Origin of the sequence: Lacticaseibacillus brantae DSM 23927, assembly GCF_001436115.1 — a bacterium.
GTDB classification, from domain to species: domain Bacteria; phylum Bacillota; class Bacilli; order Lactobacillales; family Lactobacillaceae; genus Lacticaseibacillus; species Lacticaseibacillus brantae.
This window is the reverse complement of the sequence record NZ_AYZQ01000005.1, coordinates 1-24,783: the sequence shown is the minus strand read 5'-3', so window position 1 is coordinate 24,783 and position 24,783 is coordinate 1. Positions and strand designations below refer to the sequence as shown.

Below are 24,783 nucleotides of genomic sequence, written 5' to 3'. Positions count from 1 at the left end.
TCCGAGTTTTTTTGTTGCATGCTAAGTTTCACGTTAAGTTGAATAAATTGCACGTCAAACTAGTGGAAGTGAGGGGCTTTTCATGTCACAATAAAACTATTAACGTTGGAAAGAGGTTGTCATCGTGATATATGGTCTAGGCATTGACGCGACAGACATCGACCGCGTGGTTGACGCCCAAGAGAAGAATCCAAATTTTGCACTAAAAGTACTGACGGACAATGAATACGCCCATTACCAAACTTTGTCTGGTCGCCGTGCAGCCGAATATTTATCTGGCCGATTCTCCGTGAAAGAATCTTACTCTAAGGCGTATGGCACTGGACTGGGCAAAGTTGGTCTGCGAGACATTGAAACGATGAATGACGATTACGGCAAGCCCATCATCGCCAAACACCCATTTGCGGGCAACGCCTTTGTTAGCATTAGTCATACTGATACGATGGTCTTCACTGAAGTGATTTTGGAAAGAAGCGAATAGAATGATTACAGGAAACTTACGCCCCAGCCGCGTGCTCGTTGATGAAACGGCCATCTTACATAATTTGCAACATGCTATCGGCCAACTGGATGCGGGAACTAAACTTTTTGCCGTGATTAAAGCGGATGCTTATGGGCACGGTTTACTTCGGGTCGCCCGAGTTGCGGCAGCTGCCGGTGCCGGCGGCTATTGTGTGGCGATTCTGGATGAAGCTGTGGCCTTGCGTCAGGCTGACTTCACGCTGCCAATTCTCGTCTTAGGGATTATTGAACCTGAGACTGCTGCGGTGGCTGCAGCGAATACCATTGCTGTTCCTGTTGGTTCGGTGGCCTGGCTAGAAGCAGCATTGCCGGTCTTACAAGCAGATCCAGATCTTCCCAAACTGCGCGTGCATTTAGCCTTAGATACTGGCATGGGCCGGATTGGTTTTCGCCGGTTGGAAGAGATGAATGCGGCGATTGCCTTTATCCAGGCCCATGCTGATCAATTTGAAATTGCGGGATTATTTACGCATTTCGCCACGGCCGATGAGAAAGATACCACCTATTTCAATGAACAAGTAGCCAAGTTCCATCAATACTTAGCGGCATTACCCAATAAGCCTGAGTACGTCCACGTGTCCAACTCAGCGACTAGCTTGTGGCATGCAGCCTGCAACGGCAATATGATTCGTTACGGGGTCGCGATGTACGGCTTGAATCCTTCTGGTCATGCCATTCCAGAGACACCATACCCATTGGAACCGGCGCTGTCGCTGGTGTCGAAGTTGGCGTTTGTGAAGCAGATTCACGCCGGCGATGGGGTTTCCTATGGGGTGACTTATCGCGCTGCCGGGGATGAGTGGATTGGCACCGTGCCAATGGGTTATGCCGATGGCTGGCTGCGACGCTTGCAGGGGTTCCATGTCCTTGTTGATGGTCAAGCTTGTGAAATTGTTGGCCGGGTTTGCATGGATCAGTTTATGATTCGGCTGCCTAAAGAATATGCACCTGGGACCGAAGTTGTGTTGGTCGGCCAAAGTGGCAACCAAAAAATAACGTTGCAAGACGTGGCAGATTTTTCAGATACGATTCATTATGAGGTGGCCTGCAGCTTAGCAGAGCGGTTACCTCGGGTCAGTGTTAACCCAATTAAATAACGGCAGTTTAAATTTACATGGGGATATGTTAAGCTTAGTGAAAATAATCTTTGGTATGGGAGGAGCTTTTTGATGGCAAAGCAAGAAGCATTTTCAGTGGTGCTAGATGGTGCTTTACAGTCGGAGATTGATGCTTATTGTGAAATGCACACGATTGACCGTGCTCGCCTGGTCCAGATGGCAATGGCAGAGTACCTGCATGCCCACGATCCTGAACTGAGTCAATTAGTCAGTGGCTATACCGAGATGGCGGCAATCAATGCTCAAATCTGTCAAGAGTTCACTGCGTGTGAGAACGAAGCATATTCCCATATCCATTAACTTACCAGGAGGGTTTGGATATGGCAGTAGTGGTAAAGCGGGGTGATATCTTTTTTGCAGACTTATCCCCTGTCGTAGGTTCAGAACAAGGCGGTAATCGCCCAGTTCTGATTGTACAAAATAATGTTGGCAATCATTATAGTCCGACGGTCATCGTAGCGGCAATCACCTCGAAGATTCAAAAGCCGAAGATGCCCACACATGTCGGCTTAACTGCCAAAGATGACGGCATTGAGCGTGACTCGGTGATTCTCTTGGAACAAGTCAGGACGATTGATAAGTCCCGGCTTAAAGACAAGGTGACCGCCCTGAGCGCTGAGAAAATGCAGGCCGTTGATTCTGCCTTAGCTATTTCGCTAGGGATTAAAGTTTCTGAACCAGTGCCTGTGAGTTAACACAAAAAGCCTGTGGTCCTGACCACAGGCTTTTTGTGTTGCATTTGCAAGATGCCGCCGAATCTTTTACAATTAACCCTTGTGGTTCGAAATTCCGCCCACAATAAAAAACTAGGAGGCAGTTATGCAAAGTCGTGTTAGGATTTGGGTTGTCAATGCGTTAGTATTGGCGCTTTACATTGTATTATCGATTGGCCCTGCAAGTTTCAACTTAGCCAGTGGGGCGATTCAATTTCGATTATCAGAAAGCTTGAACCATTTGGTGGTCTTTAATCGAAAATATATTATCGGGGTTGTTCTTGGGGTTGTCGTTTTTAACGCCTTATTCTCACCATTAGGCTGGATTGACGTTGTTTTTGGCGGCGGTCAGAGTCTGATTGGCCTGAGCTTGGTCGCTTGGTTAGCACCAAAATTGCCAAAACTTTGGCAACGTCTCAGCTTGAATGTTGTGGTGATGAGTTTGACGATGTTCTTAATTGCAATTGAAATTATTTGGACCGGGCATCTGGACTTTAGTACCTTATTCTGGCCCACTTATGGTAGCTTGGTGCTTTCAGAAGCATTGATTATGGCTATTTCCGCGCCAATCATGGTATTGGTTGATCGGGCCGTGAACTTTAACAAACAAATCTAAATTAAAGGCCGTTCCAGCATTTGCTGGAACGGCTTTTTGGTGCTTATAACTCTTCATCAACGCGGATTGGTTGACCCGACTGCAAGTCGTCAATTTCAACCACCCGGAAATTCTTCTTTTCAAGTTTTGCGACGATAGTGTTTAAGGTCTCTTCATCGGTGCCCGCTGGCAAGGTGAATAAGGTTCGGCGAACAAATTCATCCCGCTTAGCATCCAGCGTCAAACATCCAGAAATAGAAACGTACTTGGCAATAATCTTACTCATGACGGCTAAGTCGCCACGTTCCCCTGTGGACATCACTGTGAGCACATAAGAACCGACGTTGATGTTCCATGATTCAGATAACATACCCAGCAACTTGGCATGGGTTAAAATCCCATAGAAATTGGCGCTTTCGTCCAAAACTGCGATGTAAGGCAGGTCTTTAATGTTGAAGAAGACCTTGAAGAATGGGGCGTTGACAGGAATTGTCTTGGTCGCGTTCTTCAATAAATATGTAACGGGTAGACTCATGTCGCCACCTTGAGACTTGTGGCGGTAAATATGCATCTTGTAAATGTTCCCTCGGAAGATCTGACCAGTTTCATCTAGAATGGGCACACAGCGAAAGCCGGAATCTTCAAGAACAGTGAGCGCTTCTTCAAGGGTGACAGTTTCTTTAACTGTGGTGAGAAAGTCCTTCTTGAGGACGAGTGATTTGATTAACATATAAGTTCCTCCAAATTCAGCGACTTGAAAATTAAAAACTTCTAATCGAAATAATCATACCATATCTGCAATTGCGTGCAAGTTTTTAAGAAAAATGAGGACATGATGAGACTGCCTTCTGTCTCACTACGTATAGTTTACGCAATCTGGTGAGGATTTGTACAGCCTTTTCGATTGGACTTAGGCCCATAAAAAAACCTGACCTTTTCAGATCAGGTATTGGAATCAGATTACAATGACAGGGGTACCAGTTGGAATGGCTTCAAATAACTTCGCCATATAACTTGGTGGGGTGTTCACACACCCGTGAGAGCCATGGCCTTGATACCAATCGCCACCATACTTTGGTTGCCAAGGACTGTCATGCAGACCAACCCCTGTATAGTCAATTGGCATCCAGTAGCTGACAGGACTGGCGTATTTCGTGCCATCGCCATTATCGCCCCGCAGAACTGCATTGCGTTGTTTGTCCCAGACATAGAAGAGACCGGAAGGCGTATCTTGGCCAGGCTTACCAGTAACCACGGCGGTATCCATCAACAGTTTGCCATCTTTGTAGACCCATTCATGTTGATTCTTCTTGTCCACTTCGATATATAAATTGCCAAGGACAGAACCATCCTTGTTATAACCGGAGCCTTGGTAAGCCACTTCATGACTGAAATTCTTACCAGCGGACAGATCCTTAATTAGTTGGGCAACTTCGGCGTTGGTATCAATGCTCCAGCCGTAAGTGCCAGCAGGAACGGTGACTTTGCCTTGCTTCGTGGATTGAAATTTCAGCGACTTGCCGTAAGTACCATACGTTTTGGAGAGTTTCTGCACGTATGTGCTAATCGCCGCTTTGTTCCAGACAATTTGATTATTCTGATAATTGACCCAGGTTTGAATCAAACTGGTTGGAATAGTGATAACAGAATCTGTAATCTCGATTCGCGCCTTAATGCTGGTTAAGGCATTCAAGGTCTGAATTTGGTCCTTGAAAGCGGCGTTTGTTGATTTGACGGTTGGCCGTTGATAAGTCGTTTGCAAATCAACTGAGGTAGCTGCGGAATTGAGGGCGGTCAAAGTGGCCTTGGTCAGCTTGGTCGCATCAAATTGATTCCCGTTCACTTCTTTTTGAACCGTGTAGGCACCATCACTCAGTACAATCTGGGCGTTCTTAGAAGCCTGGCGATTCTGGTTCAACCGGGTGGTAGCAGTCTTGACGTAAGCGGCCAATTGGTTTTGGTTCACAATTGGTGTGCTGTCGGTTTTGGCAGTCGTATCTGCAAAGACAGATTCAGTCCAGCGCCAAGGATTTTGTTTAGCCTTGAGCGCGGTCAGGGCTTTTTGGAAATTGGGCGTAATGCCTAATTCTTTGCCAGATGCGGTGAGGAGTGTTTGCTTTCCTTCAACGAATTTAACCTGCTGGTTCTGAAAATGGGCAATCAAGTCTTTGTTGGCTTGTTCGGGAGATTTGCCGGCAATGTTAACGCCAAGCATTTCGGTGTGTGGAAGGAACCGATCTTGATAATGCCAGCTGACAGCTGAATAGATGCCAGCAAGCGCGAGAACAGCAGCCCCCACGCCGAGAATAAACTTGGTAGTACGATGCATCTTTTCACCTTCTTTGTTGTGTTTCCTGACAGACGTGTATCGCGTCTTCATTATACGGGAAGTGAGAGTGAAAATAAAGGTCGTTTCAAATCTTGAATTAGTGTAAATTGACACAAGGAGATAAAAAAACTACCCACAAAACATTGTTTTGTGGGTAGTTTCGCTTTAATACTGAAGCCTATTGGCGAGTTTCGATACCGGCAGCAGCAAAGCCGTCGTCGATAACTTTCTTCAATTGTTCAGCAGACTTGTTCATTGATTGTTGTTCGTGATCGCTTAAAGGAATTTCCAAAATGCTTTGGATACCGTTACGGTTGATCACAGCAGGGGAACCGATGAAGACGTCATGTACGCCGTATTGACCATCCATATAAACGGATAATGGCAAGACAGCATTTTCGTCGTCAAGGATTGCCTTAGAAATACGAGCCAAAGCAGTGCCGATACCATAGAAGGTAGCACCCTTTAACTTGATGATTTGGTAAGCAGCGTCACGGGTGTTTTCGAAGAGCTTAACTAATTCGTCTTCAGCAACTTCTGGGTGAGCCTTAACCCATTCAGAAATCTTAATCCCACCGATGTTAGCATGTGACCAAACAGGGAATTCGGTATCACCGTGTTCACCCATGATGTAGGCATGGACCGAACGTGCGTCAACGTTAACCAAATCAGCGATTGATTGACGGAAACGAGCGGTATCCAATGATGTACCTGAACCAATAACGCGATCCTTAGGGAAACCAGAAAGCTTCCAAGTAGCGTAGGTTAAGATATCAACTGGGTTAGCAGCAACTAAGAAGATCCCGTTGAAACCAGATTCAACAATTGGGTCCACGATGGACTTCAAAATCTTCAAGTTCTTGTTAACTAAGTCTAAGCGAGTTTCGCCTGGCTTTTGTGGGGCACCAGCAGTGATGACAACTAAGTCAGCATCTTTGGCGTCGCTGTATTCAGCTGAATAAATTGTCTTTGGAGAAGTGAAAGGCAATGCAGCAGCTAAGTCCATTGCGTCCCCTTGGGTCTTTTCCTTGAAGACATCAACGATACCGATTTCTTGCGCGATACCTTGCAGTACCATTGCGTAAGCGTAACTAGAACCAACAGCACCGTCACCAACTAAGATAACCTTTTGGTGATCTTTTTCTGTAATACTTGCCATGGGTGAATTCATCCTTTCTTATTTGCAAAATGCAATTCGCCTTTCAGTATAACACACTTGCTTAAATGTGAAGCCTTTTTCAAGCAAAAGTTTGGCTGCTTACGAAACTTTTACAATTGAGAAATCTGAGTGGTGGCGTGGGATTTGTGAAGCTCTGAAAGCCCGCGACCATGAACAAGTAATCGCTTACTTATATTCTTTTCACGAAATTAGGTTGCTAATTTCACAACTAAACGATTGGTTACTAATACAGTTATTCGCTTGTAGTAATACACAAGTTGCACAAGGCGCTAGCTCCGACGATTCCCTAGGCAAAGTGGTATAATGGAAGGACGTTTATAGACGTAAATCTGCGTCAGCTACAATGTGGCATCGCGAGAGCTGGCGCGACTGATAGGTATTCGGAGGCTTTAATATTGAAAATGATTATTGGCTTGGGTAATCCCGGGCGCCAGTATGCACAGACCAAACATAATATAGGTTTCATGATGATAGATGAATTAGCCAAGCGGTTGAATGTTGATGTGTCCAAGCTTGAATTTGAAGCGGCTACGGGGACAACTTTCATTGACGGGGAGAAAGTATTTCTGGTTAAACCCCAGACATTTATGAATGATTCTGGTCGAGCAGTTCGCCCGTTAATGGGATTTTATCAAATTCAGCAGGATGAAATTCTTGTGGTGCAAGATGATATGGACATGACCCTAGGCCAGTTACGTTTCCGCCAAAAGGGGTCGGCAGGTGGTCATAACGGGATTAAAAGCATTATTAGTGCCCTAGGCACAGATCAATTCGATCGCTTGAAAATTGGGATTCAACATCCCCAAAAGCAACGAGTGGTCGACTGGGTGCTTACCCCTTTCAGCAAGCAGGATCAGTCGGCCATCGATGAAGGTATTCAACGCGGTGCCGATGCGATTGAAGAATGGATTGCAGGGGCCGCGTTGCCTGACTTAATGAATCGATATAACTAGACATAGATAAGGAAAGCTAAAATGGATTTAATTACCTTAATGGCCCAAGCACCCGATTTGGTTGACTTGTGGCCCAAACTTAATTCTGGGCGGCACTTGATCACTGGCTTGAGTGGCTCGGCACGCACTTTATTGTTGGCAGCGCTGCACCAGGCGACTGATCACCAAGTCTTGGTGGTGGCACATAATCGCTATCAAGCGGATGAGTTGGTGGCCGATTTAACCAACCTTCTTGGTGAAGCTCAAGTTTATAATTTCCCCGTTGAAGATGTGTTGGCTGCTGAAGTGGCGGTCAGTTCTCCTGAAGCCAAAAACGAGCGGATTAATACCTTGTCTTGGCTATTGAGCGGCCAGAGTGGTGTTGTCGTCACCAGCCTAGCCGGGTACAAACGGCAACTCACGCCTAAAGCGATTTTTGCCCAGAGTAACTTAACTTTTGACATGAACTCGGAGATTGATTTGGCCCAACTCACTCAGCAGTTGGTGGCCATGGGCTATGTCCGCCAGAATTTAATCGACAGTCCCGGCCAGTTTGCGATTCGCGGGGGCATTATTGATATTTATCCTTTGAATCGCGATCATCCTGTGCGGATTGAACTCTTTGACACTGATGTTGACTCCTTGCGCGAGTTTGATTTGAATACGCAACGCAGTCTCGACAATTTAGACACTGTCAGCATCCCACCAGCGACTGACCTAATTGTGACCGCCGACGCCTTGAAAGCGGGCGGGGCGACGTTACAGGCGGCTGCGACTAAGCAAAAAGCTAAGGCTAAATCAGCCGAAGCCAAGCAAGCCTTGACGAATGGCGTGTTGGCGATCGCTGAGCAGATGCAAGCTGGTGAGGTGCCAGAGCAGTTAGCCTTATATTTACCCGACATTTATCCGCAAGCCACGCGCTTGACGGATTATTTGGCGCCGGGTGCTACTGTCGTTGAAGACGACTACACCCGGATTTTGGATCGGGACGCCACTAGTCTGCAGGAAATGACCGACTGGTTTGCTGATTTGCAAAAGGATGGCCGCCTGCTACCCCAGACCTTATTACCTGTTCAAGATTTAGACCGCCAAGATGAGCATGGTCATGTGTATTTGAGTCTGTTCCAAAAGGGGATGGGCAATCTGCGCCTGGATACAATGACCAACGTCACCAGTCGCAACATGCAGCAATTCTTCAGTCAGATGCCATTACTCAAGACCGAAGTGGATCGGTGGCAGAAACAAGGCCAAACGGTTGTCTTCCTTGTTAATGAGGCGGTGCGGGTGACCAAGTTGAGTCAGACACTGGCGGATTTTGAAATCAAAAGTGTTCAAAGCAAACCAGACGCTATCTTGGCAGGCCAGGTGCAAGTTGTGCCCGGCACCTTACAAAGTGGATTTGAACTACCAGCCATGAAGTTGGTGGTCGTCACTGAGAAGGAACTTTTTAACGTTCAAGTCAAACGCAAGGCTCGGCATCAGACATTGGCAAATGCCGAACGGCTGCGCAGTTATAATGAGTTGCAGCCCGGCGATTATGTCGTTCACGTGAACCATGGGATTGGGCAATACGTCGGTATGGAAACCCTGCTCGTGGATGGGGTCCATCAAGACTATATTACGATCGTCTATCGGGATAATGGGAAGCTCTTCATTCCAGTCTCGCAACTCAACCTTGTCCAGAAGTACGTCTCAGCAGACGGTAAGGCGCCACACCTGAATAAACTTGGTGGGGCCGAATGGCAGAAGACCAAGAGTCGCGTTGCCGCCAAGATTGAAGACATCGCTGATGATTTAATTGCCCTATATGCCGAGCGCGAAGCAGAGCAAGGGTTTGCCTTTCAGCCTGATGATAATTATCAAAAAGAATTTGAATCTGAATTTCCATACCCAGAAACCCCCGATCAGGTTAGAAGTGTTAAAGAAATCAAGAAAGACATGGAGCGCCCTCGCCCAATGGATCGGCTTTTGGTGGGGGATGTCGGGTTCGGCAAAACAGAAGTGGCCTTGCGGGCCGCCTTTAAAGCGATTGAAAGCGGTAAACAAGTGGCCTTCTTGGTTCCAACGACAATTTTGGCCAAGCAGCACTTTGACACCATGACTGAACGGTTTGCTGATTTCCCAGTCAACATTGGCATGCTGTCGCGATTCCAGACGACCAAGCAGATTAAAGCGACACTGGCCGGATTGAAAGACGGCAGTGTGGATATTGTTGTTGGGACACACCGACTGTTATCAAAAGACGTGGTCTATAAAGACCTCGGCTTGTTGATTGTCGATGAAGAACAACGTTTTGGCGTGAAGCACAAAGAACGCATCAAACAATTGAAGAGTAATGTGGACGTTCTGACGCTCACAGCGACCCCAATTCCCCGGACCTTGAACATGTCGATGCTGGGCGTGCGGGATTTATCCGTCATTGAGACACCACCAACTAACCGTTATCCAATTCAGACGTTTGTGATGGAACAAAACGCTGGTGCCATTCGGGATGCCATTGAGCGTGAAATGGATCGGGGCGGGCAGGTCTTCTATTTGCATAATCGGGTCGAAGATATTGAACGAACTGTGGATCAAATTGAGCAACTCGTCCCTAATGCAACGGTGGCTTACGCCCATGGTCAAATGACCGAAACACAACTTGAAGGGGTCATTTATGATTTCCTGCAAGGGCGATATGACGTCTTGGTGACAACGACGATTATTGAAACTGGGGTCGATATGCCTAATGTTAATACGTTGATTGTTGAGGACGCTGACCACTATGGTTTATCCCAGTTGTATCAACTGCGCGGCCGTATTGGTCGATCTAGTCGGGTCGCTTATGCTTACTTCATGTATAAACCGGCCAAAGTTTTGAACGAAGTCGCCGAGAAGCGACTTCAAGCAATTAAAGATTTTACGGAACTGGGGAGTGGCTTCAAGATTGCCATGCGTGATTTGGCCATTCGCGGCGCCGGGAATCTACTAGGCCAGCAACAACATGGCTTTATCGACTCTGTGGGGTATGATCTCTATACCCAAATGCTTCAAGAAGCGGTCGCAAAGAAGCAAGGTAAGCAACCGAAGCCTCAAACCGATGCTGAAGTTGATTTGGACATCGAAGCATATTTGCCGACAGATTATATCAGCGATTCCCGCCAGAAAGTCGAGTTGTATAAACAAATTCGTGCTGTCAAAACGCAGGTTGATGAAGCCGAATTGTCGGCGGATTTAATCGACCGATTTGGGGATTATCCACAACCTGTGACAAACTTACTGGCCGTCGCCCATCTAAAACGGTTTGCCGATCAAGCGCTAGTCGACAAGATTCGCCAACTTGACCGCCAAATCGTCATTACCCTTTCGACAAAAGCCACCGGTAAAGTGGCTGGTGAAGCCATCTTTGAGGTTCTCAGTCACACCACGTTGCGTGCCAAGGTGGCAACCGTTGACTCAAGACTGATTGTCACATTGTTATTACAGCCCAAGATGACCCCAGATGATTGGTTGCCAGAGCTGACCAATTTCTTACAAGCGCTGGCCGACACGGTCAACCCAGTAAAGGAGTCAGCCAATGCCCAATAAGCCCATGCAACAAGTGATGCGCGGGGCGTGGATTCTCACCTTGTCATCGCTTATCGCTAAGATTTTGAGTGCGGTCTATCGAGTGCCCTTTCAGAACTTAGTTGGGGACACGGGTTTTTATGTTTATCAACAAATTTATCCTATTTATGGGCTTGGGATGACCTTCGCGCTCAGCGGCTTTCCAGTCTTCATTTCCAAAGTCGTTGCAGAAGCCAAAGATCCCCTGGCACAACAAGCCATCACGCGCCAAGCCCTGGTATTACTGACTTGGCTATCCTGGGTCATCTTTGCCGGCCTTGAATTATTCGCAGAACCCTTGGCTTGGTCGATGGCCGATAGTAATTTAACCCCTCTAATCCAAGTCGTTGGCTTTATGTTTTTGACCATGCCGACGTTAGCGAGTGCACGTGGTTATTTTCAGGGCACATTTGATATGGTCAAAACTGCCACGAGTCAGGTGGTGGAGCAATTCATTCGGGTCGCGGTGATTCTGTTTGCAGCGTGGTGGTCGCTTCAGGCTCACTGGAGTCCTTATCAGATGGGGGCAGTCGCGATGAGTGGCGCATTTCTTGGGGGACTTGGCGCTATTTTAGTGCTCTGGCGCCCTTATCGCCGCGTTTTCCGACAGGCAGCTCCCGCCAGCGCATCACCCATGTCGTATTGGACGTTTGGCCGGCGGTTCATCACAGAAGGTGGTTCGATTGCGTTATTTTCTGCGATGTTAATTGTGCTACAATTGGTCGACAGTTTTACGATTAAGCGGGGACTCGTGTTAGCCGGCGCTTTAGAACCAGTTGCCAAGAGTCTAAAAGGCATCTATGACCGCGGCCAACCCTTGGTCCAATTGGGATTGGTTGTGGCAACCGCACTCGCCACAACGCTATTGCCAACGATGACCCATGCTTTGGCCAATCGACAGCGTCAAGTTTTTGCCCGAACAGCCGGTGAGCTAATTCACCTCAGTCTTGGGGTGTCTGCGGCGGCCACAGCCGGCCTGATCATCTTGATGCCAGCCATCAACTTGCTGCTTTTCGGTGACACCGCCGGGACTCTGAGTCTCCAGGTCTACAGTCTAAGTATCTTGATTGTGGCCATGATTAACGCCTATAACAGCGTGTTGCAAAGCTTGAATAATTATCGGGCGACAACCTGGGCGCTGGCCTTTGGTCTGCTAGTCAAAATTGGGCTTAACACCCTATTTGTGGTTCGATATGGCACTGTTGGAGCAGCTGCCATTACGATTCTGAGCCTGGGGGTTATTTTGAACCTTGTCTACCTTGCTGTGCCTAGTGAAGTGAAGATGCAAGGCGCATTAAGAATCTTTGGCCCGAAATTATTCATTGCAACTGGTGGCATGGTCTTAGCAGTCTGGCTTGTGACAGCCGCAGTCCCGATGACAGGGCGGATTGCCGCCGTTGGAGTGAGCGCAATCGGTGTGGTCACCGGGGTGGTCGTCTTCGTGCTTTTAGCAAGCTGGGTCAAGTTATTCAGTGTCCGTGAAGTGCTCAGCATCCCTGCTGGTCGCCGCTTTCTAAAATGGCAACAACAAAGGAGAAAAAGATGAGATTAGATAAATTTTTAAAAGTTTCCCGGATTATCAAACGTCGGTCTGTGGCTAAAGAAATTGCTGATAAAGGTCGCATTCAAATCAATGACAAGGTTTCAAAGTCCAGTAGCGAAGTTCGGGCTGGCGATACCTTAGTAATTGCGTTTGGGAACAAAACCTTAACCTTACGGATTGATGCGATTAAAGAAACAACTAAGAAAGATGACGCTGAAGAGATGTACACGATTCTGAGCGAAACGAGTAACAATAGCTCAGACGCCGAATAAGCGCTCACATTTTTAGCCGAATTAGCAGAAGTCACCTGTACGCCAGAGAATGAACTTGGTATACTGAGTAAAAAGGAGGGAGTATCGTGAAACATCTTAGCAAAGCGCAGCAACATCTGAAGTCCGGTAGTCGGGCGACTCAAATTCATCGGCGGCGGCGATTGTTCATCGTGGCGGTGATGGTTTTGACTGTTCTGATTGGGTCAGTGCAAGTCATTCGGGCTCAACATGCGCTTGGTGAGACAAACGCGGCTCTCGTTTCGGCGAACAAGAAATTAAAGACGGTCAAGGCCAACAAATCTGTGCTGAAAGTACAGGTTGATCAGCTGAAGAATGAAACTTATTTGGAGAAGCTGGTCCGTCAGAAGTATTATGTGGCCAAACCTGGGGAAATTTTGTTTAATCTCCCCGACAAAACCAATCAGCCAGATTAATCGTCAGCGCTTGCACGGCGCCTGGGGTCTGGTATACTAAGAGATACAATTTTATGAGGAGGACTACTTTTATATATGGCAGTTGAAGTTGGCGCAAAGGTTCCTGGGAAAGTAACTGGGATCACGAATTTCGGGGCTTTTGTTGATTTAGGGGACGGGCAAACTGGCCTGGTGCATATCAGTGAGGTTTCAGATGCCTATGTGAAGGATATCCACGATGTGTTATCAGTAGGCGACGAGGTCACCGTCAAAGTGATGTCAGTCAAGGATGGCAAGATTGGCCTGTCAATTCGTAAGGCAGTCGATAATCCTAAGCCGAGTGCACCGCGACCAGCAAACCGCGGCCAAGAAAAGTTCTCCCATGCACCACGTGGCGGTAAAGACTTCCACAAACCAAATAATGACTTTAATGCTCGGTCCAGCAAACCAGCACCAGCTAAGGATGATTTCGATAGTCTGATGTCTGGGTTCTTGAAGGAAAGTGAAGATCGACTGAGCAGTCTTCGACGCAACACCGAAGGCAAGCGCGGCGGCCGTGGCGGTCGTCGAAGCTAATCATTACCGATGTTCATGGATTCAAGACGTTTAATAGAAGTTAAAGATGATAAGGGGCTTGTGACAAAACGACAGTTTTGGCGCAGGCCCCTGTTTTGTGAGGAGGGATGTTCAATGAGTGACTTGTTGCGACCGTTTAACCTAGACGGTCGGCCACTGGTCGTCGCCGTTTCCGGCGGTGTGGATTCAATGGTGTTGTTGACGCAATTGGTTCAAGAAGTTGCACCTGCGGCTTTAATTGCTGCGCACTTCAATCACCAACTGCGTCCTGAAAGTGATGCAGAAGCGGATCTGGTGAGCGAGTATGCGCACCAATTAGGGGTACCGTTTGTCACAGCCAGTTGGCCACAAGCTGACCATCCAACGACGGGCATTGAAGCAGCCGCGCGCCAGGCTCGATACGAGTTTTTGGCAAAAGTCGCAGGGCAATATCAGGCCCAAGCCGTATTGACCGCTCATCACCAAGATGATGAAATTGAAACAGTCCTTTTTCGACTGGTGCGTTCTGGTAATCTGGCTGCAATGGCTGGCATTCAGCCAAAACGGCAGCTGACTAAAGACATTGAACTGTGGCGCCCATTCTTAAACCAATCTAAATCAAACCTGCGACAATATGCCGTGGCCCATCACGTGCCCCATGTGGATGATCCAAGTAACAATGACGTCCGCTATTCACGGAATCTGTTACGACAGCAAGTACTGCCTCTCCTTAAACAGATTAACCCGCAGGCAGGGGCACACGTTAATCGTTTTGCCGCTGAATTGACGGCCACTTTGGCCTTAGCCCAGCAGCAAATTAAGCGCCAACTGGCGGCTGCCCAAGTCGATGCTCGTACTGTCGATTGGCGTCCATTTGTTGACTTACCACTGGCCACCCAAGCCTTATTGTTGCAAGCTCAATTGCAGCAGTGGGTGCCCACAATCTCGGCTAAACAAATTGACCAGATTCTAGCCGGCTTGAATCAAAGTCAACGCGGCAATTTAACCTTTGATGTTGGGGCCGGCCAGAAGATTGCAGTCAGTTATCATCGCTTAATGCTGCAAGATGCGCCCGTCTCGGTGCCGCCAGTAACAGTGACGATGCATAATCAATGGGTGTCGTCTGGATCGCAACAAATCGGTCTATTTACTCAGCTCCCGGATCACGCAGAACCCTTAGCTGAAGTCTGGGCGGCTTTGCCAGTGACGGTGCGCCAACGCCAGCCAGGGGATTGGTTGCAACTAGCCAATGGCCAACATCAGAAATTAGCTCGATTTATGATTAATCATCACTGGTCCCAGCCTGCTCGTCAGGGCATATTGGTGGCTCGTGGTGACCAAATTCTCGGGGGCGCGGGAATTGAACCTGGCCAATTGTTTAAGCCAGAACAAACTGATATAATGCGGTCTGTACTGGCGCGCCTGCCAGAAAAATTCATGAATCGAGGCAAAGAAAACCGATGAACCCAGACATCCTCAAGGTCTTGTACTCCCGAGAAGATATTCAAGCGATTAATGCCCGCCTAGCGGCACAAATCAAGGCCGATTATGCCGGCAAGAATCCATTAGTGGTGTGTATTCTGAAAGGGGCCATCCTGTTTATGACTGACTTGGTCCGTGAAATCGACGACTACTTGGAAATTGATTTCATGGATGTCTCCAGTTATGGGGATGCGACCATTTCAAGCGGTGAAGTGAAAATCATCAAGGATCTTGATACGAGTGTGCGCGGTCGCGATGTGTTGATTGTCGAAGATATTGTCGACACTGGCCGCACATTACGGTATCTGATGGACATGTTCCAAACCCGTCAGGCCAACTCGATTAAGGTCTGCACACTCATGGATAAACCTGAAGGCCGCGTGGTGGATGTTTCCGCTGATTATGTGGGCACGAAGGTGCCAAACGAGTTTGTGGTGGGTTATGGTTTAGACTACGCAGAACGGTATCGAAACCTTCCGTACATCGGGGTTTTGAAGCCAGAGGTTTATGCAAAATAATGTGTTTTAAATGCAGTGCTGTGTTATGATTTAGTGTGATTCATGCACTGAAACAATGTTGCTGGAGGTTATAATGAAGAAAAGACAAACTGGTTTATTCAGCAGTACGTTGACATATATCATCATCTTCGTACTGATCGTAACCGGGATTGCGTACTTTATGCACGGGGACTCTGCCGGTCAGACCCAAGAAATTCAATCAAGTGAATTTGTGTCTGATTTGCAAAAGAACGAGGTAAAGAGTTTTACCTTACAACCGTCTGGTGGCGTGTACAAAGTCGCAGGTGAATACCGGACACCAAAGAAAGCATCAAGCAACAACCAAATTTCGCTCTTTGGCAGTAGCAGTAGTAAGGTCGAAGGCTTTACTGCCTATGTCCCTGCCAACGATTCAACTTTGGCTGAGATTCAAAAGTCTGCAGCGACAAATAACGTTAAAAATGACACCTTAACTGAATCTCAATCTGGGGTTTGGGTCTCTGTCTTATTAACATTCTTGCCACTGGTCGTCATCATGATTTTCATGTACATGATGATGAGCCAAGCTGGACAAGGCGGTGGCAATGGCCGGGTGATGAACTTCGGTAAGTCCCGGGCTAAGCAAGCCGACAAAAAGTCCAATCCTGTTCGTTTCTCTGACGTCGCTGGCGCCGAAGAAGAAAAGCAAGAATTGGTTGAAGTCGTTGAATTCTTGAAAGACCCACGGAAATTCTCGAGCTTAGGCGCGCGGATTCCAGCCGGGGTCTTGCTCGAAGGACCTCCAGGTACTGGTAAAACCTTACTGGCTAAGGCAGTTGCTGGTGAAGCGGGCGTGCCATTCTTCTCCATCTCTGGTTCAGACTTTGTCGAAATGTTCGTCGGGGTCGGGGCTAGTCGTGTGCGGGACTTGTTTGATCAAGCCAAGAAGAGTGCCCCTGCGATTATCTTTATTGATGAAATTGATGCTGTCGGTCGTCAGCGTGGTGCTGGCATGGGCGGCGGTCACGATGAACGTGAACAAACCCTGAACCAATTGCTGGTTGAAATGGACGGGTTTACTGGTAGCGAAGGCGTCATTGTCATCGCTGCGACGAACCGTTCTGATGTGCTTGACCCAGCTTTGCTGCGGCCAGGTCGTTTTGATCGGAAGATTCTTGTTGGCCGGCCTGATGTCAAGGGTCGGGAAGCAATCTTGAAGGTTCACGCAAAGGGCAAGCCATTGGCGCCTGATGTTGACTTAAAGGTTGTTGCGCAACAAACTCCTGGTTTTGTCGGGGCTGATTTGGAAAATCTCTTAAACGAAGCTGCCTTGGTCGCTGCTCGTCGTGGGAAGACTGAAATCGACAGTACCGATGTGGATGAAGCTGAAGACCGTGTCATTGCTGGCCCTGCCAAGCGTGATCGGGTCATCAGCAAGAAGGAACGCGAAATGGTGGCCTACCATGAAGCAGGGCACGCCATTGTTGGGTTAGTTCTCAGTGACTCCCGGACAGTGCGGAAAGTCACGATTGTGCCTCGTGGGCGTGCTGGTGGTTATGCCATCATGTTACCTAAGGACGATCAATTCTTACTGACAAAGAAAGAACTGAATGAACAAATTGTTGGCTTACTTGGCGGACGGACAGCTGAAGAAATTATCTTCGGTGTTGAATCCACTGGGGCAAGCAATGACTTTGAACAGGCAACGCAAATCGCTCGCGGCATGGTTACCCAATACGGGATGACTGAGAAGCTGGGGACGGTGCAACTTGAATCAGAAGGTCAACCATTCGTGGGTGCCCAATATGGTCAAATGCCTGCCTATTCACAAGAAACAGCAGCTGCGATTGATTCAGAAGTTCGTCGGCTGATTGACGAAGGTCACAAGCGGGCACATGAAATTATCGAAGCCCATCGTGAACAGCATAAGCTGATTGCGGAAGCCTTACTCAAATATGAAACCTTGGATGAAAAGGAAATCCTCAGCTTGTTTAACGATGGCAAGATGCCAGACAAGCCTGATGATTTCCCATCAGAAAAGGCGGCCACATTTGAAGAAGCTAAGGCTGCTTTGGAACAACGTGATGCCACCAAGCAAAGCGCTGAAAACAACAATGATCAAGCTGAAAAGCATGACGGCGATACCAATAATAATGATCAAGATACTTCCGGGGATGATTCTGATGAATTACCACCAGATGCAGGTGACGGTGCTGATGTGACGCCACCAAATCAAGATCCTGAGGACAAGCCGTCTGATGACGATCCACACGCTTAGGATATCCTAGCGTGAAGTTATGAAAAAGCCCATCGCTGTTGCGATGGGCTTTTTTTGTGGCTAGCTTGGCTTTTTGCCAATTGGTAGAATATCGATTACAATGGACTACATTTGAATGCGCGATAAAGGAGAATATTATGGACGACTATATTGTAACGGGCATGACCAAAGACGGATTCTTCCGGTTCTTTGCCGCGGACGCCACCCAGACTGTGAGTGAAGCCCAGCGGCGTCAGGACACCTGGAGTGCAGCCAGTGCTGCCCTGGGCCGGACGTTGATTGCGACCAGTTTGCTCTCGGCAGCTGGTTTGAAGAATGCCGATGATTTGTTGACGGTCCGGATTAAAGGCGATGGCCCAGTGGGCGCCATTGTTGTGGATGGCACCAGCCAAGGGACTGTTCGTGGCTATGTGGACAATCCTCATGTGACTTTGCCGCTGAATCTGGTCGGCAAAATCGACGTGGCTAAAGCAGTTGGGGCGAATGGGATTTTGGCGGTGACCAAGGATCTTGGTTTAGGCGAACCGTTCACCGGTCAAGTGCCACTCGTTTCCGGTGAACTTGGGGAAGACTTCGCTTATTATTTAGCTACTTCCGAACAGGTGCCTTCTGCCATTGGCGTATCGGTGTTTGTCAATGCGGATAATACGATTGGCGTGGCTGGCGGTTTCATGGTGCAGGCCTTACCTGGCGCCACGGATGAAGCCTTGAAGACCCTTGAGAGCAATGTGAAGACGTTACCGTTGGTGTCTGAATTACTCAAAGCCGGCGTTACCCCTGAACAAATTGCGGATCGAATCTTTGGCACTGGTGAGCTCAACATCATCGATCGCCAACCACTGAGCTATCAGTGTACGTGTTCTAAAGAACATTTCGGGGAAGTCATGGCGACCTTGCCAAAGAAAGATTTGCAAGCCATGATTGATGAAGATGGTGGCGCTGAAGCCATCTGCAAATTCTGTGGCAATCACTATGAATACAGTGTCGCTGACCTCGAAGCCCTGATGCAAAAAAACGCCGACTAAAGCGCGTGACCACGAACTGTGGTTGCAAGGACTGGATTTTTTATGCTATTCTGAGACATAAAATAACAACAAAGTGAAGGTGAAAGCAATGTGGCAAATTGGTGATGTGACCATCGACAACCAGCTGGTGGTTGCCCCAATGGCTGGGATTTCGAATGCAGCATTTCGGGTCACAGTGAAAGAATTCGGCGCTGGCCTGGTGGTCTGTGAAATGATTTCCGACCGGGGCATTATGCACAATAACAAGAAGACAATGAGCATGCTGTTCGTTGATCCGAAAGAACATCCAATTTCAATTCAAATTTTCGGTGGGACCAAAGAAACCTTAGTCGAAGCCGCAAAATTCATCGATCAGAACACCGCTGCTGACATCATCGATATCAACATGGGCTGCCCTGTGCCTAAGGTCACCAAGACTGATGCCGGCGCCCACTGGTTACTCGACCCTAACAAGGTGTACGAAATGGTTGCAGCCGTGGTTGATGTTGTGAAGAAGCCGGTCACCGTTAAAATGCGGACCGGCTGGGATGAAAATCACATCTATGCGGTTGAAAATGCCTTGGCTGCAGAACGTGCTGGTGCGAGTGCCTTAGCCATGCACGGCCGCACCCGTAAACAACTGTATACCGGCGAAGCAGACTGGAACATTCTGAAAGAAGTAAAGTCCCAGTTGCACATCCCATTTATGGGTAATGGTGACGTGCGGACACCGCAAGATGCCAAGCGCATGTTGGATGAAGTCGGCGCTGACGCCGTGATGGTTGGTCGGGCTGCCTTAGGGAACCCATGGATCATCCACCAGATGGAAACCTATTTGCGGACCGGCGAATTAATCGCTGAACCAACTGCCCGCGAAAAGATTGGCACCGCAAAGTTGCAACTCGCCCGCCTTGTTGACCTCAAGGGTGAGAACTTAGCGGTTCGCGAATTCCGCCAGCAAGCTGCTTATTACTTAAAGGGGATTCCTCGCGCTGCCAAGACGAAGGCTGCCGTTAACATGGTTGAAACGCAACAAGAAGTCGATGATATTTTCGATGCCTTCGTTGAACAAGTTGAAGCCCGAGAAGCCAAGCAAGCCGCTAATGCTTAAGCCAAAAAGCAACTCGATGTGGGTTGCTTTTTTTTGCGGGCACTGGCATCATCAATAAGGTATACACAGAAACGGAGGAAACACTGTTGGCAAACGAGAAACCACAAGCAGAATTAAATGATCAGATGATCGCCCGGCGTGAGAAAATGGACGCTTTGCGGGAAGCGGGCATTGATCCGTTTGGTCATCGGTTTGATCGGACGCATCTTGCCCAAGAATTACACGATACTTATGACAACATTGAAAAAGAAGTTCTGACGGAAGAAGCGCCTAAAGTGACCATTGCTGGCCGGATGATGTCTAAGCGGGGTAAAGGTAAGGTTGGTTTCGCGGATTTGCGTGACCGTTCTGGCCGGATTCAAATTTACGTCCGCAAAGACGTGGTCGGTGACGACAACTATCAAATTTTCAAGAAAGCTGACTTAGGTGACTTCTTGGGGATTGAAGGGGAAGTCATCAAGACAGATGCCGGTGAATTGACCGTCCGCGCCGACCATGTGACTTTCTTAAGTAAAGCGCTGCGGCCATTACCAGATAAATATCACGGTTTAACCAATGTTGAACAGATTTATCGTCAACGGTACTTGGATTTGATTGCCAACGATGACAGTTATGATCGTTTCGTTAAGCGGAGCCACATCATCAGTGCTGTTCGCGAATTCTTGAATCAAAACGGCTTCTTAGAAGTTGAAACTCCTGTCTTGCATAATGAAGCGGGTGGGGCGTCTGCTCGACCATTTATCACCCATCACAATGCGCTGGATATTGATTTGTATCTCCGAATTGCGTTGGAATTGCACCTCAAGCGCTTGATTGTCGGTGGGATGGAACGCGTTTATGAAATTGGTCGCGTCTTCCGGAATGAAGGGATTGATACCAAGCATAATCCTGAATTTACCGAGCTCGAAACTTATGCTGCCTACTGGGATCTTTCTGATGTGATGAACGAGACAGAAGGCATTTTCCGTTATGCTGCCCAGAAGGTCTTAGGGACTGGCAAGGTTGAATATCAGGGTACGGCTATTGATTTAGATGCACCATTCAAGCGCATCCACATGGTTGATGCCATTAAGGCAGAAACTGGGGTTGATTTCTGGCCTGAAATGTCCGTTGATCAGGCTAAAGCGTTGGCCGACGACCATCATGTGCATTACGAAAGTTACTGGACTGTTGGGCATATCATCAATGCATTCTTTGAAGAATTCGTTGAAGAAACACTCGTTCAACCGACCTTCATCTACGGGCACCCAATCGAGATTTCACCATTAGCGAAAAAGGATCCTGACGATCCGCGTTTCGTTGGTCGATTCGAATTATTCATCGATGGCAATGAATACGCCAATGCCTTTACGGAATTGAATGATCCGATTGACCAACGGGCTCGATTTGAAGCCCAAGCTAAAGAAAAGTCTGAAGGGAACGACGAAGCCCAAGGCATTGACGAAGATTTCGTTGAAGCATTGGAATACGGGATGCCACCAACAGGCGGTCTCGGTATCGGGATTGATAGGTTAGTCATGCTCCTAACGGATGCGCCTTCAATTCGGGACGTCCTGCTTTTCCCAACCATGCGTCCATAATAAAACCTAAGCACCTCGGTTAATCCGAGGTGCTTTTTTTGTGCGGCGGAAAGCTCGCTAGTTTAAATTCGAATGACGGGATAACCGTCAAGTTATGTCTAGACTAATTTTTAATGGTAGCTAAAATGGAAATCTTCTGGTAAAGTTAAGGCGAACCTAAATTTAGAAATCGTAGGAGGTTTTTATGCTCGCAATCACCAATTTAACGGTGGGCTACGGGCGGACAGATATCCTTAGAGACCTCTCTGTCACGTTTACCCCCGGACATATTACCGGTATCATCGGGCCTAATGGCGCCGGTAAGTCGACCTTGATCAAGGCGCTTTTGAATTTGATCAAACCCCGTCAAGGCCAGATTCTGCTCAACGATACTCCCGTCAAGTCGCAGCTCAACCAAATTGCCTATGTGCAACAGCGCGCGGATTTAGACTTGTCATTTCCAATTGACGTGGAACACGTGGTCCTGACAGGTGTGTACCCGCAGCTGAAACTATTTCATGAACCCACGCCAGCCATGCACGATGCCGTGACTGCGGCTATTGACCAGGTTGGGTTAACAGACTTTAAGCATCGCCAGTTTAGTGCGCTTTCTGGTGGCCAATTGCAACGCGTCTTTGTGGCGCGTGCCCTGGTTCAACAAGCCCAAGTTCTCATCTTGGATGAACCGTTTGTGGGCATTGATCTCGCTTCTGAAACGCAAATCATGGCCATTCTTCGGGAGCTGACGGCTGCTGGTAAGACAGTCATCATCGTCCATCATGATTTGAATAAAGTGACGACGTATTTCGATGACTTAGTAATTCTCAATCACGGCGTCATTGCGGCTGGTTCGACAGAGCGTGTTTTCACCCGATCTAATATTGGCCAAGCCTTTAGTGAAGACTTGGGGAAGGTGCTCTTTATTGAGGAGGTTAACAATGGCTAGTATTCAAGCATTTATCACCGGCTTAAGCCAGTACAATTTCCTGCAGACGGCCCTATTGACCTCAATTATGGTGGGCGTCATGTCTGGCATTGTCGGTAGTTTTATCATTCTTCGCGGTATGAGCCTGATGGGGGATGCCATCTCGCACTCAGTTCTACCTGGTGTGGCCTTAGCCTATATGCTTGGCATTAACTTGGTGATTGGCGCTTCTGTCATGGGCGTGTTGGCTGCGGTATTGATTGGCTACATCGCCGACCGGAGCGCGTTGAAAAATGACACCGCCATCGGCATTATTTTCTCGGCGTTCTTTGCCTTAGGCTTTATCCTGATATCGCTGGCTGAAAGTACGACGAACTTACACCATATTCTGTTTGGCAACGTCTTGGCGGTTAGTGATAGTGATCTGAAATTGACCGCTTGGATTTTAGCGGCAGTGGTACTCTTTGTTGTCCTGTTCTTTAAAGAATTACTGATTTCGTCATTTGATCCAACGTTTGCGCAGGCTTACGGGCTGAAGACAACCTTTTTACACTATGGCTTGATGGTCGTGTTAACTTTAGTGACCGTGTCAGCATTGCAAACTGTCGGCATCATTTTGATTGTAGCCATGCTCATTACTCCGGCGGCTGTTGGCTTTTTATGGACCAACTCGCTAGCTAAAATGATGATAATCGCCTCAAGTGTGGGGGTTGTCAGCGCAATTGTCGGCTTGTACTTTAGCTATACTTGGAATTTGGCCAGTGGGCCAGCCATCGTCTTAGTGGCTGCTTTCATCTTTGCAATATCCTTCTTGCTGTCGCCTAAGCGGTTTGGCAATCGTTTGTTCAAGGGAGGTGTCAGCGATGAAGCGTAAGTTACTCATCACGATTCCATTACTGGCCTTAATGCTATTTGGGACCTATTGGTTCACGAACCATGATGCGACAGCGTCTTTGACCAAAAATGACCGTCTTTCCATTGTGACGACAAATTCAATCTTAGAGGATATGGTGCAACAGATTGTTGGGGATGATGCGCAAGTGTATAGCATTGTGCCTCGCGGAACGGATCCACATGAGTATGAACCACGACCGCAAGATATTAGCGCAGTCGCTCAAGCTGATTTAATTTTTCATAATGGCTTGAATTTGGAGACGGGGGGCAATGGCTGGTTTACCAAACTGACCACGCAAGCTAAGAAACGCCCGAACAAAGAGGTCTTTGCTGCTTCGGCTCAGGTCGCGCCAATGAAGTTGAGCGGCGAGAATAGCGATCAAGTCGACCCGCATGCTTGGCTAGATCTTCAAAATGGGATTCGATACGTGGAAACAATCTCACAGGCTATCCAGGCGGCTGATCCAGCTAACCGGACTGCCTACCAGAAACGGACAGCAACTTATGTGAAACAACTCAGCGCCTTGGATGCGCAAGCCAAGGCTAAGTTCCAAGATATTCCCCAGGATAAGCGGTTGTTAGTGACATCGGAAGGGGCGTTTAAATATTTTGCCAAGGCCTATGGCTTAACCCCCGCCTATATTTGGGAAATTAATACCGAAAGTCAGGGAACCCCAGAACAGATGCGCCAGGTATTAGGTCAGATTTCGCGATCGCAAGTTACTGCATTATTTGTTGAGAGCTCAGTCTCACCTAAATCCATGGAAAAGGTCGCCAAAGAAACTGGCTTGCCCATTGTGGCCACAGTTTTCACGGACTCGCTCGCCAAGGCGGGCCAGGCTGGGGACACGTATTATGGCATGTTGAAGTGGAATTTAGATCACATTCATCAAGGCCTCAGTAAATAAAATTTTTGAGCGTCCGCCACTGGCTGGACGCTCTTTTTTGGATATTTATTAGCGTTTTTACGCGTGTCGTCAGTTCAAAGGGCATGTTTTCGTTCGTTTAGTAGATATTTCCGGCTATTGTGGCGATAATCGGTGCTTTCGTTCGGCTTTGCGGGAAATTGAACTGAGGTTGACATAGCAAGGCTGAGCTTGCTAAACTAGTGAACGTCATTGAGGCCAAGAGCAAGTTTTAACCGACAGAAATCGGTTGACTTTTAAAAATCGATTCGCTATACTGATTGAGTTGATTGAGCCTTTCGCCGACACGGCGAATAAATATTCATTTTATTCATAAAGTGTTTGACAACGACTTGCCAATTCGATAAGCTGTTATAGTTGTCTTTTGACAA

At 47.8% G+C, this 24,783-nt stretch carries 23 protein-coding genes and 1 riboswitch; of the genes, 20 read left to right on the top strand and 3 right to left on the bottom strand.

The features are described 5' to 3' along the window. Positions 1–124 precede the first annotated feature (124 nt). From acpS to FC34_RS08500, 5 genes are all read left to right on the top strand, one after another. Positions 125–481 carry a holo-ACP synthase gene (gene acpS, locus FC34_RS08520; protein ID WP_057895007.1) on the top strand — a complete coding sequence of 119 codons (357 nt, stop codon included), beginning with the start codon at positions 125–127 and terminating at the stop codon, positions 479–481. 1 nt (position 482) lies between these two features. Further along, the gene (alr, locus tag FC34_RS08515) at positions 483–1,619 is read left to right on the top strand and encodes an alanine racemase (protein ID WP_057895006.1); all 1,137 of its coding nucleotides are present in this window, start codon (positions 483–485) and stop codon (positions 1,617–1,619) included. A gap of 72 nt (positions 1,620–1,691) precedes the next feature. Beyond that, on the top strand, positions 1,692–1,940 hold the full coding sequence (locus FC34_RS08510) for a hypothetical protein (RefSeq protein ID WP_057895005.1): 249 nt from the start codon (positions 1,692–1,694) through the stop codon (positions 1,938–1,940). Positions 1,941–1,960: 20 nt separating this feature from the next. Beyond that, positions 1,961–2,335: a type II toxin-antitoxin system PemK/MazF family toxin gene (locus FC34_RS08505; RefSeq protein ID WP_057895004.1), complete on the top strand. Its 375-nt coding sequence runs from the start codon at positions 1,961–1,963 to the stop codon at positions 2,333–2,335. Positions 2,336–2,410: 75 nt separating this feature from the next. Next, positions 2,411–2,456, top strand: a riboswitch (PreQ1 riboswitch). A 3-nt stretch (positions 2,457–2,459) separates the two neighbouring features. Further along, a complete protein-coding gene (locus FC34_RS08500; RefSeq protein WP_057895003.1) occupies positions 2,460–2,969 on the top strand; it encodes a QueT transporter family protein in 510 nt (169 codons plus the stop codon). A gap of 43 nt (positions 2,970–3,012) precedes the next feature. On the opposite strand, the gene cbpA is transcribed toward FC34_RS08500, so the two are convergent. The 3 genes from cbpA to FC34_RS08485 all read right to left on the bottom strand — a co-directional run bounded on the left by cbpA (position 3,013) and on the right by FC34_RS08485 (position 6,436). Next, a complete protein-coding gene (gene cbpA, locus FC34_RS08495) occupies positions 3,013–3,678 on the bottom strand; it encodes a cyclic di-AMP binding protein CbpA (RefSeq protein ID WP_057895002.1) in 666 nt (221 codons plus the stop codon). A gap of 225 nt (positions 3,679–3,903) precedes the next feature. Further along, a complete protein-coding gene (locus FC34_RS08490; RefSeq protein ID WP_057895001.1) occupies positions 3,904–5,277 on the bottom strand; it encodes a L,D-transpeptidase family protein in 1,374 nt (457 codons plus the stop codon). Between the two features lie 178 nt (positions 5,278–5,455). Continuing rightward, positions 5,456–6,436: an L-lactate dehydrogenase gene (locus FC34_RS08485; protein ID WP_057895000.1), complete on the bottom strand. Its 981-nt coding sequence runs from the start codon at positions 6,434–6,436 to the stop codon at positions 5,456–5,458. A 416-nt stretch (positions 6,437–6,852) separates the two neighbouring features. On the opposite strand from FC34_RS08485, the gene pth reads away from it, so the two are divergent. From pth to FC34_RS08410, 15 genes are all read left to right on the top strand, one after another. Then, entirely contained in the window at positions 6,853–7,410 is a 558-nt protein-coding gene (pth, locus tag FC34_RS08480) for an aminoacyl-tRNA hydrolase (protein ID WP_057894999.1), read from the top strand. 21 nt (positions 7,411–7,431) lie between these two features. Next, positions 7,432–10,956: a transcription-repair coupling factor gene (gene mfd / locus FC34_RS08475; RefSeq protein WP_057894998.1), complete on the top strand. Its 3,525-nt coding sequence runs from the start codon at positions 7,432–7,434 to the stop codon at positions 10,954–10,956. Continuing rightward, positions 10,946–12,520, top strand: coding sequence for a putative polysaccharide biosynthesis protein (locus FC34_RS08470; protein WP_057894997.1), 1,575 nt, complete (start codon positions 10,946–10,948; stop codon positions 12,518–12,520). Before mfd ends, FC34_RS08470 begins: the two co-directional genes overlap by 11 nt. Continuing rightward, the gene (locus FC34_RS08465) at positions 12,517–12,789 is read left to right on the top strand and encodes an RNA-binding S4 domain-containing protein (protein WP_057894996.1); all 273 of its coding nucleotides are present in this window, start codon (positions 12,517–12,519) and stop codon (positions 12,787–12,789) included. The genes FC34_RS08470 and FC34_RS08465 overlap by 4 nt, the downstream gene beginning before the upstream one ends. An 86-nt stretch (positions 12,790–12,875) precedes the next feature. Further along, the gene (locus tag FC34_RS08460) at positions 12,876–13,223 is read left to right on the top strand and encodes an FtsB family cell division protein (RefSeq protein WP_235803416.1); all 348 of its coding nucleotides are present in this window, start codon (positions 12,876–12,878) and stop codon (positions 13,221–13,223) included. 75 nt (positions 13,224–13,298) lie between these two features. Further along, positions 13,299–13,778, top strand: a complete 480-nt coding sequence (locus tag FC34_RS08455) for a S1 domain-containing RNA-binding protein (protein WP_057894994.1) — start codon at positions 13,299–13,301, stop codon at positions 13,776–13,778. A gap of 114 nt (positions 13,779–13,892) precedes the next feature. Beyond that, positions 13,893–15,221 (top strand): tRNA lysidine(34) synthetase TilS, encoded by a 1,329-nt coding sequence (gene tilS / locus FC34_RS08450; RefSeq protein ID WP_057894993.1) that lies wholly within the window; start codon positions 13,893–13,895, stop codon positions 15,219–15,221. Next, positions 15,218–15,757, top strand: coding sequence for a hypoxanthine phosphoribosyltransferase (gene hpt / locus FC34_RS08445; protein WP_057894992.1), 540 nt, complete (start codon positions 15,218–15,220; stop codon positions 15,755–15,757). Before tilS ends, hpt begins: the two co-directional genes overlap by 4 nt. 73 nt (positions 15,758–15,830) lie before the next feature. Continuing rightward, positions 15,831–17,993 (top strand): ATP-dependent zinc metalloprotease FtsH, encoded by a 2,163-nt coding sequence (ftsH, locus tag FC34_RS08440; RefSeq protein ID WP_057894991.1) that lies wholly within the window; start codon positions 15,831–15,833, stop codon positions 17,991–17,993. Positions 17,994–18,130: 137 nt separating this feature from the next. Then, positions 18,131–19,018, top strand: coding sequence for an Hsp33 family molecular chaperone HslO (hslO, locus tag FC34_RS08435; protein WP_057894990.1), 888 nt, complete (start codon positions 18,131–18,133; stop codon positions 19,016–19,018). Positions 19,019–19,106: 88 nt separating this feature from the next. Then, entirely contained in the window at positions 19,107–20,108 is a 1,002-nt protein-coding gene (dusB, locus tag FC34_RS08430; RefSeq protein WP_057894989.1) for a tRNA dihydrouridine synthase DusB, read from the top strand. Between the two features lie 125 nt (positions 20,109–20,233). Then, positions 20,234–21,688: a lysine--tRNA ligase gene (gene lysS / locus FC34_RS08425; RefSeq protein WP_057895123.1), complete on the top strand. Its 1,455-nt coding sequence runs from the start codon at positions 20,234–20,236 to the stop codon at positions 21,686–21,688. A gap of 184 nt (positions 21,689–21,872) precedes the next feature. Continuing rightward, entirely contained in the window at positions 21,873–22,613 is a 741-nt protein-coding gene (locus FC34_RS08420; RefSeq protein ID WP_057894988.1) for a metal ABC transporter ATP-binding protein, read from the top strand. Further along, the gene (locus FC34_RS08415) at positions 22,606–23,466 is read left to right on the top strand and encodes a metal ABC transporter permease (protein ID WP_057894987.1); all 861 of its coding nucleotides are present in this window, start codon (positions 22,606–22,608) and stop codon (positions 23,464–23,466) included. Before FC34_RS08420 ends, FC34_RS08415 begins: the two co-directional genes overlap by 8 nt. Next, on the top strand, positions 23,456–24,394 hold the full coding sequence (locus tag FC34_RS08410; protein WP_057894986.1) for a metal ABC transporter substrate-binding protein: 939 nt from the start codon (positions 23,456–23,458) through the stop codon (positions 24,392–24,394). Before FC34_RS08415 ends, FC34_RS08410 begins: the two co-directional genes overlap by 11 nt. The last annotated feature ends 389 nt before the right edge of the window (positions 24,395–24,783 follow it).

What these genes read in the sequence shown, in the direction of transcription:
- alr (WP_057895006.1), top strand. Translation starts at nt 483, where the DNA reads ATGATTACAGGAAACTTACGCCCCAGCCGCGTGCTCGTTGATGAAACG.
- FC34_RS08510 (WP_057895005.1), top strand. Translation starts at nt 1,692, where the DNA reads ATGGCAAAGCAAGAAGCATTTTCAGTGGTGCTAGATGGTGCTTTACAG.
- FC34_RS08505 (WP_057895004.1), top strand. Translation starts at nt 1,961, where the DNA reads ATGGCAGTAGTGGTAAAGCGGGGTGATATCTTTTTTGCAGACTTATCC.
- FC34_RS08500 (WP_057895003.1), top strand. Translation starts at nt 2,460, where the DNA reads ATGCAAAGTCGTGTTAGGATTTGGGTTGTCAATGCGTTAGTATTGGCG.
- cbpA (WP_057895002.1), bottom strand. Translation starts at nt 3,678, where the DNA reads ATGTTAATCAAATCACTCGTCCTCAAGAAGGACTTTCTCACCACAGTT.
- FC34_RS08490 (WP_057895001.1), bottom strand. Translation starts at nt 5,277, where the DNA reads ATGCATCGTACTACCAAGTTTATTCTCGGCGTGGGGGCTGCTGTTCTC.
- FC34_RS08485 (WP_057895000.1), bottom strand. Translation starts at nt 6,436, where the DNA reads ATGGCAAGTATTACAGAAAAAGATCACCAAAAGGTTATCTTAGTTGGT.
- mfd (WP_057894998.1), top strand. Translation starts at nt 7,432, where the DNA reads ATGGATTTAATTACCTTAATGGCCCAAGCACCCGATTTGGTTGACTTG.
- FC34_RS08470 (WP_057894997.1), top strand. Translation starts at nt 10,946, where the DNA reads ATGCCCAATAAGCCCATGCAACAAGTGATGCGCGGGGCGTGGATTCTC.
- FC34_RS08465 (WP_057894996.1), top strand. Translation starts at nt 12,517, where the DNA reads ATGAGATTAGATAAATTTTTAAAAGTTTCCCGGATTATCAAACGTCGG.
- FC34_RS08455 (WP_057894994.1), top strand. Translation starts at nt 13,299, where the DNA reads ATGGCAGTTGAAGTTGGCGCAAAGGTTCCTGGGAAAGTAACTGGGATC.
- tilS (WP_057894993.1), top strand. Translation starts at nt 13,893, where the DNA reads ATGAGTGACTTGTTGCGACCGTTTAACCTAGACGGTCGGCCACTGGTC.
- hpt (WP_057894992.1), top strand. Translation starts at nt 15,218, where the DNA reads ATGAACCCAGACATCCTCAAGGTCTTGTACTCCCGAGAAGATATTCAA.
- ftsH (WP_057894991.1), top strand. Translation starts at nt 15,831, where the DNA reads ATGAAGAAAAGACAAACTGGTTTATTCAGCAGTACGTTGACATATATC.
- hslO (WP_057894990.1), top strand. Translation starts at nt 18,131, where the DNA reads ATGGACGACTATATTGTAACGGGCATGACCAAAGACGGATTCTTCCGG.
- dusB (WP_057894989.1), top strand. Translation starts at nt 19,107, where the DNA reads ATGTGGCAAATTGGTGATGTGACCATCGACAACCAGCTGGTGGTTGCC.
- lysS (WP_057895123.1), top strand. Translation starts at nt 20,234, where the DNA reads ATGATCGCCCGGCGTGAGAAAATGGACGCTTTGCGGGAAGCGGGCATT.
- FC34_RS08420 (WP_057894988.1), top strand. Translation starts at nt 21,873, where the DNA reads ATGCTCGCAATCACCAATTTAACGGTGGGCTACGGGCGGACAGATATC.
- FC34_RS08415 (WP_057894987.1), top strand. Translation starts at nt 22,606, where the DNA reads ATGGCTAGTATTCAAGCATTTATCACCGGCTTAAGCCAGTACAATTTC.
- FC34_RS08410 (WP_057894986.1), top strand. Translation starts at nt 23,456, where the DNA reads ATGAAGCGTAAGTTACTCATCACGATTCCATTACTGGCCTTAATGCTA.